Source organism: Caulobacter sp. 05L422 (genome assembly GCF_056397765.1).
In genome coordinates, this window is record NZ_JBFTOB010000018.1 from 74,381 (window position 1) to 91,892 (window position 17,512).

12 protein-coding genes are annotated in these 17,512 nt (G+C 69.3%); 10 read left to right on the plus strand and 2 right to left on the minus strand.

Annotation, left to right across the window (positions count from 1 at the left end; genetic code table 11):
* Window positions 1-251 precede the first annotated feature (251 nt).
* From AC1DMQ_RS17425 to AC1DMQ_RS17470, 10 genes are all read left to right on the plus strand, one after another.
* A complete protein-coding gene (locus AC1DMQ_RS17425; RefSeq protein WP_477034815.1) occupies window positions 252-3,362 on the plus strand; it encodes a TonB-dependent receptor in 3,111 nt (1,036 codons plus the stop codon).
* A 74-nt stretch (window positions 3,363-3,436) separates the two neighbouring features.
* Window positions 3,437-4,519, plus strand: coding sequence for an alginate lyase family protein (locus AC1DMQ_RS17430; RefSeq protein WP_477034816.1), 1,083 nt, complete (start codon window positions 3,437-3,439; stop codon window positions 4,517-4,519).
* A 170-nt stretch (window positions 4,520-4,689) separates the two neighbouring features.
* Entirely contained in the window at window positions 4,690-5,268 is a 579-nt protein-coding gene (locus tag AC1DMQ_RS17435) for an ANTAR domain-containing response regulator (protein ID WP_477034817.1), read from the plus strand.
* Complete coding sequence (locus tag AC1DMQ_RS17440; protein ID WP_477034818.1) at window positions 5,265-6,392, plus strand: CmpA/NrtA family ABC transporter substrate-binding protein; 1,128 nt, start codon at window positions 5,265-5,267, stop codon at window positions 6,390-6,392. The genes AC1DMQ_RS17435 and AC1DMQ_RS17440 overlap by 4 nt, the downstream gene beginning before the upstream one ends.
* Before the next feature lie 266 nt (window positions 6,393-6,658).
* On the plus strand, window positions 6,659-7,882 hold the full coding sequence (locus tag AC1DMQ_RS17445) for a nitrate/nitrite transporter (RefSeq protein ID WP_477034819.1): 1,224 nt from the start codon (window positions 6,659-6,661) through the stop codon (window positions 7,880-7,882).
* Between the two features lie 26 nt (window positions 7,883-7,908).
* A complete protein-coding gene (gene nirB, locus AC1DMQ_RS17450; RefSeq protein WP_477034820.1) occupies window positions 7,909-10,365 on the plus strand; it encodes a nitrite reductase large subunit NirB in 2,457 nt (818 codons plus the stop codon).
* Entirely contained in the window at window positions 10,362-10,706 is a 345-nt protein-coding gene (nirD, locus tag AC1DMQ_RS17455; protein ID WP_477034821.1) for a nitrite reductase small subunit NirD, read from the plus strand. The genes nirB and nirD overlap by 4 nt, the downstream gene beginning before the upstream one ends.
* Window positions 10,699-13,401 carry a nitrate reductase gene (locus tag AC1DMQ_RS17460; protein WP_477034822.1) on the plus strand — a complete coding sequence of 901 codons (2,703 nt, stop codon included), beginning with the start codon at window positions 10,699-10,701 and terminating at the stop codon, window positions 13,399-13,401. The genes nirD and AC1DMQ_RS17460 overlap by 8 nt, the downstream gene beginning before the upstream one ends.
* Window positions 13,394-14,149 (plus strand): uroporphyrinogen-III C-methyltransferase, encoded by a 756-nt coding sequence (gene cobA / locus AC1DMQ_RS17465; RefSeq protein WP_477034823.1) that lies wholly within the window; start codon window positions 13,394-13,396, stop codon window positions 14,147-14,149. The genes AC1DMQ_RS17460 and cobA overlap by 8 nt, the downstream gene beginning before the upstream one ends.
* Window positions 14,150-14,283: 134 nt before the next feature.
* Entirely contained in the window at window positions 14,284-15,579 is a 1,296-nt protein-coding gene (locus AC1DMQ_RS17470; protein WP_477034824.1) for a DUF5690 family protein, read from the plus strand.
* Here the strand turns inward: AC1DMQ_RS17470 and AC1DMQ_RS17475 are convergent.
* Both AC1DMQ_RS17475 and AC1DMQ_RS17480 read right to left on the minus strand, forming a co-directional pair.
* Window positions 15,576-15,926: a hypothetical protein gene (locus tag AC1DMQ_RS17475; protein WP_477034825.1), complete on the minus strand. Its 351-nt coding sequence runs from the start codon at window positions 15,924-15,926 to the stop codon at window positions 15,576-15,578. The genes AC1DMQ_RS17470 and AC1DMQ_RS17475 overlap by 4 nt on opposite strands.
* Window positions 15,923-17,479: a GMC oxidoreductase gene (locus AC1DMQ_RS17480; protein WP_477034826.1), complete on the minus strand. Its 1,557-nt coding sequence runs from the start codon at window positions 17,477-17,479 to the stop codon at window positions 15,923-15,925. Before AC1DMQ_RS17480 ends, AC1DMQ_RS17475 begins: the two co-directional genes overlap by 4 nt.
* Window positions 17,480-17,512 lie beyond the last annotated feature (33 nt).

Below are 17,512 nucleotides of genomic sequence, written 5' to 3' on the forward strand. Positions count from 1 at the left end.
GAGCCCGCGATCGGGGCTAGGATGCCGTCCGTCGGCGTCGGCGGCTGGCCGCGTCCAGCTCTCGGCGCAGGCCAGGAAGCTCAATTACAACAAGCCCGTGACTGCTTTGGTCTTGCCTCCTTGGGTTTTGGCCTGACCAGAAAGATCAGTCACTTTGAAAAGTGGCATTACCAATCATTGACACATTTCGCGATTGGTCGGATAACTCCGGTCATAAGGGCGCCCAATCAGACGCGTCCGGGGGAGGATTTATGAATCTCGTTCGCAACACTCTCGTCCTGCGTTCCGCGCTGCTGGCCTCGTGCGCCGCGGTCGCGATCGGTTCCGCCGCTCAGGCCCAGCAGGCCGCGCCCGCTCCGGCTGAACAGGCCAAGGCCGACGAAAGCGTCGTCGACACCGTGGTGGTAACCGGTTTCCGGGCCGCCTACGCCAACGCCATCGCCACCAAGCGCGACACCCTGCAGATCTCGGACGGCATTTCGTCGGACGGCCTTGGGCGCTTCCCGGACCTCAACGTCGGCGAGGCGATCCAGCGCGTTCCCGGCATCCAGATCAACCGCGAGGCCGACAGCCGCAACGCCACGATCAGCCTGCGCGGCCTGCCTGGCACCTTCGCGCGCACCACGCTGAACGGCGGCGCCTTCGCCGACCCGATCCTGAACGGATCGACCCCGCTGGGCGCGTTCAACTCCGACATCTTCACGGCGATCAACGTCATCAAGTCGCCGATGGCCTCGGACCTGGCCGGCGGCCTGTCGGGCAACATCGACCTGCGCATCGCTCCCGCCCTGGGCCGCAAGGAAGGCGGCTTCGCCAAGCTGTCGTACGAATACAACGACCTGGGCAATCTGGGCAGCCCGCTGGCCTCGCTGGGCTACAACGCCCATCTCAGCGACGACTTCGCCGTGTTCGGCGTCGTCGGCTGGAAGGACGAGAAGTTCCGCCGCGACTCGATCACGGTCAATTCGTGGGCCAACAAGCTGGGCTCGATCCAGGTGGGCAACCAGCGCGTCCCCGGCCAGAACCCGGTCTACGACGCCCTGATCGCGGCCAATCCCGGCGGGGTCTACTATCCCAGCCAGACCCGCCAACTGGTCAAGTTCAACCGGGGCACCACCCTCTCGGGCGCGACCGGTTTCGAGTGGCGGATCAACGACGCCTGGAAATTCGGCGCCAACGCTTTCCTGACCCGGCGCAAGCTGGATGAGGCGACCAACAACCTGCTCTATATCGACGCCGGCGGCGGACAGGGCACCAACAGCGCCCTGACGGCGACCTCGGCCGTCGCCCACATCACCGACATCGGCACGCCCTACATCGTGCAGACGCCGAACGGTCCGCGCGCCTACATCAACAAGTTCTCGGCCGAGAACATCAACACCTTCGACTCGATCCGGTCCGAGCCGGCCCTGAACCAGACCTGGGCCATCAACCCGACCCTGGAGTTCCGGAACGACGAGTGGCGCGCCACCGCCAACCTGACCGTCTCGCGCGCCAAGGCCCAGGCCAACCAGATCGAGTTCGACATCGTCCAGAACCCGTACCGCAACCTCGGCGCGGGCGGCCTGAACGGCATCACCACCTCGGTCAACCTGGGCGGCTCGGACCTGGCCAACTACATGGCCGTCCTGAACACCCCGCACGCCACCCACCTGGCCACGACGCCCTACAACATCCCGGCCGCCGCCAGCGCCGCCACCCAGGCCGGCGCCCAGATGCCGGGCCAGGCGGCGGGCACGCCGGCCGACCGCTTCGGCATAACCGGCACCAACGGCCTGGCCAAGAACGACCTGGACTCGTTCCAGCTGGACCTCGAGCGCACCTTCGACGACAGCAAGTTCCTGACCAGCTTCCAGTTCGGCGGCCGCGCCGAGAGCCTGAAGTTCAGCTCGTCGGGCTCGCGCAACACCTCGCTGGGCGCCCAGACCCAGAACATCACGCCGGCCATGGCGGCCCAGCTGTCCTACGCCAAGGATTTCTTCGGCGGCAAGGCGGGCGGCGCGACCTCCAACTGGATGGGCGTGGACGTCAACCAACTGCTGAGCGTGCTGACGCCGGTCAACACCAACCCGCGCTCGGCCGGCAATCCGAACGGCCTGCCCGACCAGTTCGCCTTCGGCGCCCCCGGTGTGTTCCTGACGCCCTACGGCTTCGTGAACAACTACTGGGACGGCAACTACTGGAACAACAACTTCAGCAACGAGAACGACGTCTACTCCGCCTACGCGCTGGCGAAGTTCGAGTCCGACGCGCTGAGCATTCCGATCCGCGGCGCCCTGGGCGTGCGCTATGAGTACACCGACAACAAGATCGTCGCGCTGAACTGCACCAACTGCTCCAGCGCCCTGTCGGTCGTGACCGGCCCGGTCAATCACGGGCTGACCACCAAGACCACGACGCGCAACTACGACTACTGGCTGCCCTCGCTGGTCCTGGCGGCCGACCTGCGCGACGATCTCATCCTGCGTTTCGCGGCCTATTCGACCTATGTGCGCCCGCAGCCGCGCGACATCGTGCCGACCACCTACGTCCAGACGCCGGTCGACCTGACGCCGCCGGTCGATCCGGTCTACACCGTGACCATCGGCGCCACGGGCCTGAAGCCCTACACCTCCGACTCCCTGGACCTGTCGCTGGAGTGGTACAACCGACCCGGCGGCCTGATCTCGCTGGCGGCCTATCGCAAGAAGATCGACGGCTATATCGGCCCCATCACCGATCCGGCGCGGCTGTGCCCGGCCAGCGGCCAGATCCCGGGACTGGACGTCAATCTGGGCACGCTGACGATCGACAACTCGGGCGGCACGCCGGTCTGCAGGAGCTCCAACACCTTCACGGGGGCCGGCGGGACGGTCAAACAAGCCCAGGTCAACATCAGCGGCCAGACCAACCAGAACGCCATGACGGTCACCGGCGTCGAGTTCAACATCCAGCAGAACTTCGACTTCCTGCCCGGCTTCTGGAAGGACTTCGGCGGCGCGTTCAACTACTCCTACACGTCGATCGACGGCAAGGATCAGGCCGGCAAGTCCATCACCCTGCCCAGCGTGTCGGAGAACAACCTGAACCTGATCGGTTACTACGAAGGTCCGAAGTTCGGGGCTCGCCTGGTCTACAACTGGCGCGACAAGTACGACCTGGCCGCCGGCAACTCGTTCGTCGGCGACGCCCGCACCGTCAAGGCGCGCAGCCAGCTGGACGCCTCGGCCTCGTACAAGTTCACCGACGCCCTGACCGTCTCGGTCGACGCCTTCAACCTGACCGACGCCACACGGTCGGAGTACGAAAACGACCCGATGCTGCCGCGCCGGATCGACTACGACGGCCGCACCTACCAGGTGACCCTGCGGACCACCTTCTAGATCTCCATCCCTCCTGCGGGGCCGGGCTCATCGCCCGGCCCTTTTTTCTTTCCAGTATCGAAGAGACGCGTGACATGAAGACCTTGCTGATGGGCGCGGCCTGCGCCCTGGCCCTTCTGGCCTCGCCGGCCCTGGCGGCCGACTACGCCCTGCTGGGGCCCGACTACGCCCAAGGCCTAGGAAAGGGGGGCGCGACCCAGGCTCCGGCCGCCCAGGACGTGATCTCCAAGGCCAAGGCCGCCCTGGCTCGTCCGCCCGGCGCGATCCCCAAGCTCCACACCGAAGGCACCTTGCCGGGCAAGGGCATCCGCGAGATCAGCCTGAAGGCCAAGCAGGACCAGCCGATCGTGCTGAACCTGGCCCTGGCCTGGCGGCTGACCGGCGATCGCGCCTATCTGGACCAGGCCGGCCGCTATCTGGAGGCCTGGGCCGACATCTACGAGCCGTCGTTCAACCCGATCGACGAGACCGGCTTCGACACCCTGCTGATGGCCTACGACCTGACCGAGGCCGACCTGCCGACCGCGACGCGCGCCAAGGTCGACAAGCTGTGGCGCGGCATGGCCGCCGGCTACCTCGACGCGATGGACGCCAAGCCGAAGAACTTCGAGACCAACTGGCAGAGCCACCGCGTCAAGCTGGCGACCATGGCCGCCTTCCAGACCGGCGACGCCAAGCTGATCGAACGGGCGAGGGCGGCGTTCCGCGCCCAGGTCACCGCCAACCTGCGGGCCGACGGCACGGTGTTCGACTTCCACGAGCGCGACGCCATCCACTACGTCACCTACGACCTGGATCCGCTGATGATGGCGGCGCTGTCGGCCAAGGCCCACGGCGAGGACTGGTTCACCTGGAAGAGCCCGGTCGGCGCCAATCTGCCCGGTGCCCTGGACTGGCTGGCGCCCTACGCCAAGGGCGAGAAGGTCCACGTCGAGTTCGCCAACTCCAAAATCCAGTTCGACCGCGACCGCGCCGCCGCCGGCCAGAGGGAATACGCGCCCCACCCGTGGGACGTGTCCAACGGCGTGGGCACCTTCGCCCTGGCCAGCCTGATGGACCCGCGCTATCGCGCCCTGCGCGACGACCTGGTCGTCCGTACCGGCAAACGGCCGGCGGCCTGGATCCAACTGCACGGCCAGTTCGCCGACCGGCGCTGAGCGGTCTCATCCACAGGCGCCGCGGTCGGGGCGCCTGTGGCGACTTGCCAGGGCGTCTGGCGCCGCTATTTCAAGCTATGGTGCGCAAATACCAGGCTGATTGAGTTACTCCGACCGCAATGGACCTTCACCGCTCCCACCTGCCGCCGGACGGACTTAGGGCGGAGGGCATGCGCGTCCTCGTCATCGATCCGGATCCCGCGCGCGCCGCCCTCGTCGCCGAGGGGCTCGCCGGCGTGCAGCCGTTGGAGGTGCGTCGCGCGGCCACGTTTGATGAGCGAGAGGCCGCCGAGTTCGCGCCGGACGTGGTGGTGATCGCCGCCGATAGCCCCGACCGCGATACGCTGGAAAGCTTGCGCGAGGCCGGGCAGCACAATCCGCGCGCCGTGGTGATGTTCGTCGACCGCTCCGAACCGGGCCTGGCCGAGCAGGCCGTGCGGGCCGGGGTCGCGGCCTATGTCGTCGACGGCCTGGCGCCGGCCCGGGTGCGCTCGATCCTCGACGTGGCCATGAGCCGCTTCGCCCTGACCCAGCAGCTGCGCGGCGACCTGGCCAAGGCCAAGGCCGACCTGGAATCGCGCAAGACCGTCGAGCGGGCCAAGGGGCTGCTGATGAAGGAGCGCGGCCTGGACGAGGACGGCGCCTATCGCCTGCTGCGTAAGCTGGCCATGGACCGCGGCAAGCCGATCGGAACGGTGGCCGCCGACCTCCTGGCCTTCGCCGGCGTGCTGAAAGGCGACGCCTCGTGAGCGGACTGGCCGACCTGACGCTGGGCTTCATCCCCCTGACCGATTGCGCGCCGCTGGTGGTGGCCAAGGCGCGGGGCTTCTTCGCCGAGGAGGGGCTGGAGGTCGCCCTGAGCCGCGAGGCCTCCTGGGCGACGATCCGCGACAAGGTCTCGGTGGGCGCGCTGGACGGCGCCCACATGCTGGCCCCGATGGCGCTGGCCGCAGACTCCATGCTGGCGCCGCTGGCGCTGAACCAGAACGGCAGCGCGATCACCGTCGGGGCCAAGCTGGCGGCGACGATGCGCGATGCCGATCCCGAGGCCCTGGCCGCGCCGCTGGTCACCGCCAAGGCCCTGGCCGAGGTCGTCGAGCGCCGGCGAGGGCAGGGCGCGCCGCTGCTGACCTTCGCCGTCGTGTTCCCGCACTCGATGCACAACTACTTCCTGCGCTACTGGCTGGGCCAGGCGGGCATCGATCCCGACCGCGACGTGCGCCTGGTGGTCACCCCGCCGCCGCGCATGGTCGAGCACCTGCGCTCGGGCGAGATCGACGGCTTCTGCGTCGGCGCGCCCTGGAACGCCGTCGCCGTCGACGAAGGGCTGGGCGAGGTGCTGATCAAGGCTTCGCAGTTCTGGCCGGGCGGGCCGGACAAGGTGTTCGGCGTCACCGCCGCCTGGGCCGAGCGCCACGGCGACGAACTGCGGGCTGCCTTGCGCGCCCTGATCCGCGCCTCGGCCTGGGCCGACGAGCCGGGCAACCACGCCGAGCTAGTCGCCCTGCTGTCACGGCCCGACCATGTGGGCGTCGAGGCCGAGGTCATGGCCCGCGCCCTGAAGTCCGAGATCGTCTTCCACCGTGACGCCGCCGGCCTGCCGCGCCGCGAGCACGCCCTGTGGTTCCTGTCGCAGATGGTGCGCTGGGGACAGGTCGGGGCCGACCTGGACCTGGCCGCCGTCGCCGACCGCGTCTATCGCCCGGACCTGTTCCGGGAAGCGGCCCTGTCGCTCGGACCGGTGCTGGACCCGGCCCAGGTGTTCGCCGACGCCGCGCCCCCGGCCTCGGCCTTGTTCGACGGCGCACCGTTCGATCCGGCGGATGCGCGGGGCTATGCGGCGTCTTTCTCCGTCGGCCGAGCGTCGACCTAAGCCCTTCAAACTCATCAGCACCTATCCGATCTGCTCATGCTTCGAGCAGCGGCGACGCCTGTTTGCTGAGCAACTGCACGAAGCGGCCTCGGATTACGCCGCATCGCAGCATGCCGCGTGACTCGCTCCGCGTTCTGATCCTTCACTAGCGTCAGGCCTCCGGACAACGGCGTTCGTGGCTGCCAGAGACGACCGCTCGGATGCGGTCACCCGCCCCGGGGCGTCGCCGCCCCGCTCTCGCAGACACGCAACATCCGAGGCCAATCATGCTCTCCCGTGATTTCCTGAAGGCCGGCCACACGCCGACCCTGTTCGCCGCGTTCCTGTATTTCGACCTCAGCTTCATGGTCTGGGTGATCCTGGGCCCGCTGGGCGTGGCCATCGCCAAGGACTTCCACCTCGACCCCGCCCAGAAGGGCCTGATGGTCGCCATCCCGGTGCTGGCCGGCGCGGTGCTGCGCCTGGTCAACGGCGTGCTGGTCGACCGCATTGGTCCCAAGAAGACCGGCATGATCAGCCAGTTGATCGTCCTGGCCGGCCTGACCCTGGCCTGGGCCGTCGGGATCCACAACTATCACCAGGTGCTGGCCCTGGGCCTGGTGCTCGGCGTAGCCGGCGCCTCGTTCGCCGTCGCCCTCCCGCTGGCCTCCCGCTGGTATCCGCAGGAGCACCAGGGCCTGGCTCTGGGCATCGCCGGCGCCGGCAACTCCGGCACCGCCCTGGCCGCCCTGTTCGCCCCGCTGCTGGCCAAGGCCTTCGGCTGGCAGAACGTCATCGGCCTGGCCGCCATCCCGCTGGCCGTGGCCTTCGTGGTCTACATGCTGCTGGCCAAGGACGCCCCCGAACAACCCGCGCCCAAGACGCTGGTCGAATACATGGACGTGCTGAAGGTCCCGGACGCCTGGTGGTTGATGCTGCTGTACGCGGTCACCTTCGGCGGCTTCGTCGGACTGGCCTCGTCCCTGACCATCTACTTCAACTCGGAATACGGCCTGACCCCGGTGATCGCCGGCTTCTTCACCGCCGCCTGCGTGTTCGCCGGATCGTTCATCCGGCCGGTGGGCGGGGCCCTGGCCGACCGGTTCGGCGGGGTGCGGACCTTGACCGTCGTCTTCGCCCTTGCCGCCGTGGGCCTGGCCACCGCCAGCTTCCAGATGCCCTCGGCCTGGGTCGCCCTGGCGGTGCTGATGTTCGCGATGCTGGCCCTGGGCGCCGGCAACGGCGCGGTCTTCCAGCTGGCCCCCCAGCGGTTCCGCAAGGAGATCGGCGTCATGACCGGCCTGATCGGCATGACCGGCGGCATCGGCGGCTTCTACCTGGCCTCCAGCCTGGGCATGGCCAAGAAGATGACCGGTTCCTACCAGATCGGCTTCCTCGGCTTCGCGGCCCTGGCGGTGTTCGCCCTGGTGGCCCTGCACGGCTTGAAAGCCCGCTGGCGGGCGGTGTGGCCGACCTTGCACGGCGGCGACTCCCGCCCGATCCGCGTCTGATCCTGTTTCCTCCAGTGAGCAAAACCATGACCAAGGAAAAGCTGGTCGTCATCGGCAACGGCATGGCCGGTTGCCGGGCGGTCGAGGAAGTCCTCAAGCGCGATCCCGACCGCTACGAGATCGCCATCTTCGGGACCGAGCCGCGGGTGAACTACAACCGCATCATGCTGTCGCCGGTGCTGGCGGGGGAGAAGTCCTTCGCCGACATCGTGATCAACGACGAGGCCTGGTACGCCGACAACGCCATCACCCTGCATGCGGGTCGGGCCGTCACCGCGGTCGACCTGGAAGGCCGCAAGGTGGTCGCCGAGGGCGGGCTTGAGGTTTCCTACGACAAGCTGATCTTGGCCACGGGCTCCGACCCGTTCCGCCTGCCGCTGCAGGGCATCGACCTGAAGGGCGTGGTCACCTTCCGCGACCTGGACGACGTCGAGGCCATGGTCGCCGCTTCCGGCAAGCCCGGCGCCCGCGCCGTGGTGATCGGCGGCGGCCTGCTGGGCCTGGAAGCCGCCTACGGCCTGGCTCGTCGGGGCATGGCCGCCACGGTCGTCCACCTGATGGACGTGCTGATGGAGCGCCAGCTGGACGAGAGCGCCGGCTTCCTCCTGCGCGAGGCCCTGGCCGAACGTGGCGTCGAAACGGTGATGGGCGCCCATTCCGAGGAGATCGTCGGCGAGCACGGCCAGGTCACCGGTCTGAAGCTGAAGGACGGCCGCACCCTGCCGTGCGACCTGCTGGTCATGGCCGTGGGCATCAAGCCCAACGCGGCCCTGGCCCGGAACGCCGGCCTGGCGGTCAATCGCGGCGTGGTCGTCGACGACGCCATGCGCACCTCCGACCCGGCGGTGTTCGCCGTGGGCGAATGCGCCGAACACCGGGGCAACTGCTACGGCCTGGTCGCGCCCATCTGGGACATGTGCCGCTCGCTGGCCGAGTCGATGACCGACGGGGAGGGCGCCTACGAGGGCTCGGTCCTGTCGACCCGTCTGAAGGTCTCGGGCGTCGACGTGTTCTCGGCCGGCAAGTTCTCGGGCGGTGAAGGCTGCGAGGACATCGTGTTCCGCGACGCCGGGCGCGGCGTCTACAAGCGCGTGGTCATCGAGGACGGCAAGGTGGCCGGGGCGGTGCTGTTCGGCGACGCGGCCGACGGCAACTGGTACTTCGACCTGATGCGGGCCGGGACTTCGGTCACCGACATCCGCGAGACCCTGATCTTCGGCCAGGCCATCACGGAAGGTCTGTCCGGCCTGGACCCTAACGCGGCCGTTGCGGCCATGCCCGATACGCAGGAAATCTGCGGCTGCAACGGCGTCTGCAAGGGTTCGATCGTCTCGGCCATCACCACCCAGGGCCTGACGACACTGGACGACGTGAAGTCGGTCACCAAGGCCTCGGCCTCGTGCGGCTCGTGCACGCCGCTGGTCGAGCAGGTGCTGAAGCTGACCCTGGGCGACGGCTTCAAGGAGCAGACCGGCCCCAAGCCGATGTGCAAATGCACGCACAAGCCGCACTCCGACGTCCGCAAGGCCATCGTCGAATACGAGCTGAAGTCGATGCCCGCCGTCATGCAGGCCATGGAATGGACCACGCCCGACGGCTGCTCGTCGTGCCGTCCGGCCCTGAACTACTACCTGCTGTGCGCTTGGCCGTCGGAATATCGCGACGACAAGCAGTCGCGCTACATCAACGAGCGGGTCCACGCCAACATCCAGAAGGACGGCACCTATTCGGTCGTCCCGCGCATGTGGGGCGGCATGACCACGCCGGACGAGCTGCGGGCCATCGCCGACGTCGCCGACAAGTTCGCCATCCCGGCCGTGAAGGTCACGGGCGGCCAACGCATCGACCTGCTGGGCGTCAAGAAGGACGACCTGCCGGCCGTCTGGGCCGACCTCAACGCCGCCGGCATGGTCAGCGGCCACGCCTACGCCAAGGGTTTGCGCACGGTGAAAACCTGCGTCGGCAGCGACTGGTGCCGGTTCGGCACCCAGGACTCCACGGGCCTGGGCATCCGCCTGGAGAAGTTCCTGTGGGGCTCGTGGGCGCCGGCCAAGGTCAAGCTGGCGGTGTCGGGCTGCCCGCGCAACTGCGCCGAGGCCACCTGCAAGGACTTCGGCGTGGTCTGCGTCGACAGCGGCTACGAGATCCACATCGGCGGCGCCGCGGGCCTGCACATCCAGGGCACCAAGGTGCTGACCCACGTCGCCTCCGAGGACGAGGCCGTGTGGGTGATCGCCGCGGCCATGCAGCTGTACCGCGAAGAAGGCTGGTACCTGGAGCGGGTCTACAAGTGGATGGCGCGCGTGGGTCTGGAGAGCATCCAGGCCCAGGTCACCGATCCCGACCAGCGCAAGGCCCTCTACGACCGCTTCGTGTTCTCGCAGCGCTTCGCCCGCATCGACCCGTGGGCCGAGCGCGTGGCCGGGCGCCACACCGAGGAATTCACCCCCATGAGCCGCCGGATGGAGTTCGTCCCCGCATGAACGCGCACGTGAAAGTTCCTGTCTGGGTGGATGTCGGGGCGGTGACCGACATTCCTCGCCGCGGCGCGCGTCGGGTGACCAGCCCGCGCGGCGACATCGCCATCTTCCGCACCGGCGACGGCGAGGTGTTCGCCCTGATGGACGCCTGTCCGCACAAGGGCGGGCCGCTGAGCCAAGGCATCGTCCACGGCCGCGCCGTGGCCTGTCCGCTGCACAACTGGTCTATCGACCTGGCCTCCGGCGAGCCCATGGGCGCCGACAAGGGCAAGGGTTGTACGCCGGTGGTGCCGCTGGAGGTTCGCGACGGCCGCCTGCTGCTGAGCCTTGACGCCCATGGCTGACGGCTCGACCGCCCCGCTCGTCAAGACGACCTGCCCTTATTGCGGGGTGGGCTGCGGCGTGTCGGGCGCGGTCGGCCAAGCGCCGTCGCAGGACCGGACCCTGTCGGTGGCCGGTGACACGGCTCACCCGGCGAACCTCGGCCGCTTGTGCTCGAAAGGCACGGCGCTGGGGGCTACGGTGGGGCTGCAGGGCCGGCTGCTGGAGCCGACGATCAACGGCAAGTCCGCCAACTGGTCCGACGCCACGGCCCTGGTGGCCAAGCGCTTCAAGGACACCATCGCCAAGCATGGTCCCGACAGCGTGGCCTTCTACGTCTCGGGCCAACTGCTGACCGAGGACTATTACGTCGCCAACAAGCTGATGAAGGGCTTCATCGGCTCGGGCAACATCGACACCAACAGCCGGCTCTGCATGGCGTCGGCCGTGGCGGCCCACAAGCAGGCGTTCGGCGCCGACCTAGTGCCGGGCTGCTACGAGGACCTGGACCTGGCCGACCTGGTGGTGTTCAGCGGCCACAACGCCGCCTGGACCCATCCGGTGCTGTTCCGGCGGATGGAGGCGGCCAAGGCGCGCGGTCAGAAGCACGTGGTCATCGACCCGCGTCGCACCGACACCGCCGAGGGCGCCGACCTGCACCTGGCCATCGCCCCGCAGAGCGACGTGCGGCTGTGGAACGGTCTGCTGGCCCACCTGATCCGCATCGAGGCCGTCGACCGCGACTACATCGCCGCCCACGTAAACGGCTTCGCCGACGTCGAGGCCGCCCTGGCGGAACTGGACCAATCGCCCGCCGCCGTTGCCGCCGACTGCGGCGTGCCGGTGGCGGATTTGCTGACCTTCTACGACCTGTTCGCCGCCCACGAGCGCACGGTCAGCCTGTTCTCGATGGGCGCCAACCAGTCGGCCCAGGGCACCGCCAAGGGGCTGTCGATCCTGAACGCCCATCTGGCCACCGGGCGGATCGGCAAGCCGGGCGCCTGTCCGTTCTCGATCACCGGCCAGCCCAACGCCATGGGCGGGCGCGAGACCGGCGGCATGGCCAACACCCTGGCCGGGCACATGGACTTCGCCCCGGCCGACCGCGACCGCGTGGCCCGCTTCTGGGGTGCGCCCGACACCGCCCGCGCGCCGGGCCTGAAGGCCATCGACATGTTCGAGGCCATCCACGCCGGCAAGATCAAGGCGGTCTGGGTGATGGCCACAAATCCGGCCGTCAGCCTGCCCGACGCCGGCCGCGTGCGCGAAGCCCTGGACCGCTGCCCGTTCGTGGTGGTGTCCGACTGCGTGGAGACCGACACCACCGCCTTCGCCGACGTCAAGCTGCCGGCCCTGGCCTGGGGCGAGAAGGACGGCACAGTCACCAATTCCGAGCGCCGGATCTCGCGCCAGCGGGCCCTGTTCCCCGCGCCCGGCCAGACCCGCGCCGACTGGCGGATCATCGCCGATGTCGCCAAGGCCATGGGCTTCGACGGCTTCGGCTGGGCTTCGCAGGCCAGCGTGTTCCGCGAATGGGCCCGCCTGACGGCCTATGAGAACACCGCCAATGAAACCGGGCGTCTCCTGAACCTGTCGGGCCTTTCCGCTTTGACGCCAGAGGCTTACGCCGGACTTTCACCGATCCAGTGGCCGGTGAAATCGGACGGGCAGGGGACGGCGCGCCTGTTCGAGAACGGCTGCTTCCAGACCCCCGACGGCCGCGCCCGCATGGTCCCGACCCGGCCCAAGGGACCCGCCGACGCGGTCGACGCGGCCTATCCGATGTCGCTGAACACCGGCCGCATCCGCGACCAGTGGCACACCATGACCCGCACGGGCCTGGCCCCCGACCTGTGCCGCCACGCGCCCGAGCCGTTCGTCGAGGTCCACCCCGCCGACGCCGAGGCCCTGGGCGTCAAGGACGGCGCCCTGACCCGGGTGATCACCGCGCGCGGCGAGGCGGTCGCCCTGGCCAAGGTCACCGACCGCCAGCGGCTTGGCAGCGTGTTCATGCCCATGCACTGGACCGACGCCTTCGCGCCGTCGGGAAAGTCTAACCCGCTGATCGCGCCCAATCTGGATCCCACGTCGGGCCAGCCGGAGTTCAAGCACACCCCCGCCCGGATCCGCGTCTATCGCGAGACCTGGAAGGGTTTCTTCCTCACGCGGGACAGCCTCGCCCCCCCCACGGGGCTGGACCTCGTCTGGCGGCGTATTCCCCAAGACGCCTGCCAGCAACACGAGTTCGCCGGCCGGGGCGACGACGTCGAGCGCGCCGCCTTGCGCAAGGCTCTGTCAAAGGGCCTGACCGGTGAACTCGTGACCTATGAGGACGCCGCCACCGGCGCCCGCCGCGACGCCTGGCTGCAGGACGGCCGGCTGGTCGCGGTGCTGTACGTCACCCTGACCGGCCGCCTGCCGTCGCGTGACTGGCTGGCCGAGCTGTTCGCCGAGCCGGCGCTGAGCCAGGAGGCCCGCTCGGCCCTGCTGTTCGGTCGCCCGCCCGGCGCGCCGGTCGACAAGGGGCCGCTGGTCTGCGCCTGCCTGAAGGTCGGCGCCAAGATCGTGCAGGCCGCCATCGCCGCTGGAGCCGCCAGCCCCGACGCGGTGGGCGCCGCAACGGGGGCGGGGACCAACTGCGGGTCCTGCCGTCCCGAGATCGCCCGGATGATCGCCGCTTCCGCCGCTGTTCCCGCCAAGGAGCCCGCCCATGTCTGATGCCCAAGTCCTGCTCGTCGGCGCCGGCCCCGGTCCGGTCGACCTGATGACCCTGCGGGCCGTTCGAGCCGTCGAGAGCGCCCAGGCGCTGCTCTACGATGCCCTGATCAGCGAGGAGGCGATCGCCCTGGCTCCGCCCGGCTGCGTGCGCATCCAGACCGGCAAGCGGGCCGGCAAGCCCAGCATGCATCAGGACGAGATCAACCGCCTGATGCTGCGCCTGGCGCGCAAGGGGCTGCGGGTGGTGCGGCTGAAGGGCGGCGATCCGTCGGTGTTCGGTCGGGTGGGCGAGGAGTCGGCCTTCCTGCGCGAGCACGGCGTGTCGGTCGAGGTGGTGCCCGGCGTCACCGCCGCCTGCGCGGCCGCCGCCCAGTTCGGCTTCCCCCTGACCCATCGCGGCGAGGCCCGGCGGGTGGTGTTCACCACGGCGCGGCTGGAAGCCGGCGCGTTGAGCGGCGACTGGAGCGCAGCCGGCGATCCCGAGGCGACCCTGGCGGTCTATATGGGCGGCGAGGTGGCCCAGGCCCTGTGCGAGCGGATGATCGCCGCCGGCCGCGCGCCGAGCACCCCGGCCGTGGCGGTCGAGCAGGCCGGCGGGGCGAACGCCAGGATCTATCACGGCACGCTGGAGACCCTGGGCGACCGACTGGACAGCAACGGCGGCCCGGTGGTCATCGTGGTCGGCGAGGTGGCGGCCCAGGCGCAGGGCGCGGCGGCGGAGGAAGCGCCCGTCGCGCTGACGGCCTAGCGGCGCCGGGGACATGCCCTTGGGCGTGTCCCCATCAGCATTCATGAGCCAGAAGGGGACACGCGCAAGGGCATGTCCCCTGCCGTGCGACGGACGGTCTTGACGGATCTCCCCTTTCGGTCCGCCCATGGGGCATGCCGAACCCGACACCGACTCAGGGGCCCATCGCCCGCGCCCTGACCAACGCGCCGCCCTGGGCCTTCGCCCTGTACGGCGGGCTGGCGGCTTTCGCGGCCTATTTCTCGATGTTCGCCTATCGCAAGCCGTTCACGGCGGCGACCTACGAGGTCATGGCCGGCTGGCCGTTCGCCATCGACTTCAAGGTGGCCCTGGTGATCGCCCAGGTCGCCGGCTACGCGGTGTCGAAGATCGTCGGGATCAAGGTGATCTCCGAGATGCGGCCCGAGCGGCGCTGGCTGGCGATCCTGGCCCTGATCGGCGGGGCCGAGCTGTCGCTGCTGGGCCTGAGCCTGGGTCCTGCGGTCGTCGGCCCGCTGGCCCTGTTCGTCAACGGCCTGTGCCTGGGCATGATCTGGGGTCTGGTGTTCGGCTTCGTCGAGGGACGGCGGCTGTCGGAAGTGCTGGGCGCGATGCTGTGCGCCAGCTTCATCGTCGCTTCGGGCGTGGTGAAGTCGGTGGGCAAGAGCCTGCTGCTGCAGGGCGTCGACGAGCGCTGGATGCCGGCCCTGACCGGGCTGATGTTCACCCCGCTGCTGTTGCTGGCCGTGGCGGCCCTGACCCAGCTGCCGCCGCCGTCGCCGGCCGACGAGGCCGCCCGGGTGCGCCGCGCGCCGATGGACGCCAAGGCCCGCGCCGCCATGTTCGCCGCCCACGCGCCGGCCTTGGTGCTGCTGGTGCTCGTCTACGTGCTGCTGACCGCCCTGCGCGACTTCCGCGACAACTTCGCCGCCGAGATTTGGGCCGAGCTGGGCTTCAAGAACGCCGCGGGGATCTTCTCGCTGTCGGAGATCCCGGTGGCGGCGATCGTGCTGGTCGGCTTGGGCGTGCTGAGCCTTGTGCGCGACAACCGCCGGGCGGTCGGCTTCAACTTCGCCTTCGTGGCCCTGGGCTTCGCCGTCGTGGGCCTGGCGACCCTGGGGCGGCAGGTGGGACTGCTGGGCTCCGTGGCCTGGATGATCGCGATCGGGGCGGGGATCTACATGGCCTACACCCCGTTCAACGGCATGCTGTTCGATCGCCTGATCGCCGCGACAGGGCAGGTCGGCACGGCGGGGTTCCTGATCTATGTCGCCGATTCCTGCGGCTATATCGGCAGCGTCTCGCTGCTGCTGGCCCGCTATTTCGCCAAGCTGGAGCTGGACTGGAGCGGGTTCCTGGCCGGCGCGGCCTACGGAACGTCGGTGATCGGCGTGGTCGGCGTCGGGCTGGCTTGGATGCTGTTGAGGTTGCCGAAGGCGGCAGCCGCCTAGGCGCTTCCCTCGGAGGCCAGCAGCCCGAACAGCGCGCCCTCCGTCTCCGACAGCCGCCAACCCCGATGCACGAACACCGCGCCACGTCGGAAGTCATTGGAAACCTGGCGGCGCAGGGCGGGCAGGGCGTCCGGACCTCGGCCGTTTGGGAACAGGCGCTTGGCCAGGGCGGCCCGTTCGCTCTCCGGACGCCCGGCCAGCCAGGCCTTGCCGATCCGCGCGGCGGCGGCGCGGTCGAGGTCGCCGAACAGCGGGGCGTCGGGCGCGGCGTAGGCCAGGCCGGGCAGGGCGGTGGCGGCGAGCAGGGCGGCCAGGAGGTCGCGGCGTGCCAGCACGGCGGCGGTCATCGGCGAACTCCCATGTCCAGCTTCAGGTGGTCGGCCAGGCGCATGACCAGGGCCAGGATCGTCAGGGTCGGATTGGCGATGCCAGAGGTCGGGAACACCGAGCTGCCGGCGACATAGAGGTTGGCGATCTCGTGCACTCTCAGGTCCGGATCGACCACGCCCTGGGTCGGGTCCGCGCTCATCCGCGTCGCGCCCATATGGTGGCGCGAGGCCCTGGAGATCTCCAGCAACTGACCGCGCTTGACCGGCCAGCAGACGCGACCCTGGCCGGATGCGCCCAGGGCGTCGCCGAACCCGGCCGCCGAGCGCTCCAGGTTGTCCCAGTCGGCCTTGCCGTAGCGCCATTCCAGGTGGATGCGCGGCAGGCCCAGCGAGTCCTTGGCCGACGAATTCAAGGTCACCCGGCTGTCGGGATTGGGCAAGTGCTCGGACATGCCGAAGAAGCCGAAGAGCTGGCTCTCGCCCTGGCTGTTTCCGTCGACCCGGGTCGCGACCCGGCGCATCGCCTTGGTCTCGGCCTCGGGCGGCGTGTCGGTTTCCGTCTGGGTGATCGTGTTGAAGGTGGCGGTGAAGTTGCCGGTTCCCATCCGCGCCTGGGCGGGCAGGCCCGCGGCCACCACGCATTGGGGGGCGGTGCGACGCAGGGTCGAATAGAGGCTCATCGACGCCTGGCCGGAGATGTGGACCGCCGTGCCCTCGGTCTCGGAGTCGCCGTCCAGCGAATAGGTCACGTGGCCTTGGAAGAACCGTCCGACCAGGTCGTGGCGGTTGCCGATCCCTTCGGGCCGCACGCTGTTGGAGGCCAGCAGCAGCCGCGCGTTCTCKATGCCGCCGACCGCCAGCACATAGGTCTTGCCGATCGCGGTGTGGCGCTTGCCGTTGAGGCAGGCCACGTCCAGGCTCTCGACCTTGTCGCCTTTCGCCGTTGGCCGGATCTGGGTGACATTGGCGTGCAGATAAACGGTGATGTTGGGGGCGTCGGCGAAGTCGGTGCGGAAGCGATCGAAGGCGTCCTTGTCCGCTCCTCCGGAATAGCGTGTGAGCACGCGCGGGGCCGAGAAGAACCCGTCCCGAGGATCCAGGGCCAGCGGCGGACGAGCCGGGTCTTTCAGGAACCTGTTGTCGGCGTCGAAGCGCGGGATTTCCAACAGGTCGCAGGCGCGGTCGTAGAACGGTTGCATCTGCCGGCGGGTGAGCGGCCAACCGCTGTGGGGAACCCAGGGCCGAGCGGCGAAGTCGGCGGAATCCAGCGGCACGCATTTGCCGCCCCAGACCATGCCCGAACCGCCCAGCACCCGCGCCCGCGACTGGACCGGATAGTCGTCGAACGGCTTGTCGGGATTGTCGGGCGCCCTGACCACGGCCGTGCCGGCGTAGAGGCCCTGGATCTCCATGTCGATCTCGCGGCCGCCGCTCTCCAGGATGGCGACCTTCACCGGACCGCCGGCCAGTTCCTTGGCGAGCGTGATGCCGGCCAGGCCGCCGCCGATGATCACCAGGTCGGCTTCGATCCGGCTGGCGTCGGGCAAGGTTCGGGCGTCGATGAAAGCCATCGTGTTTCCGATCTGATTTTAAAGGGGATTTGG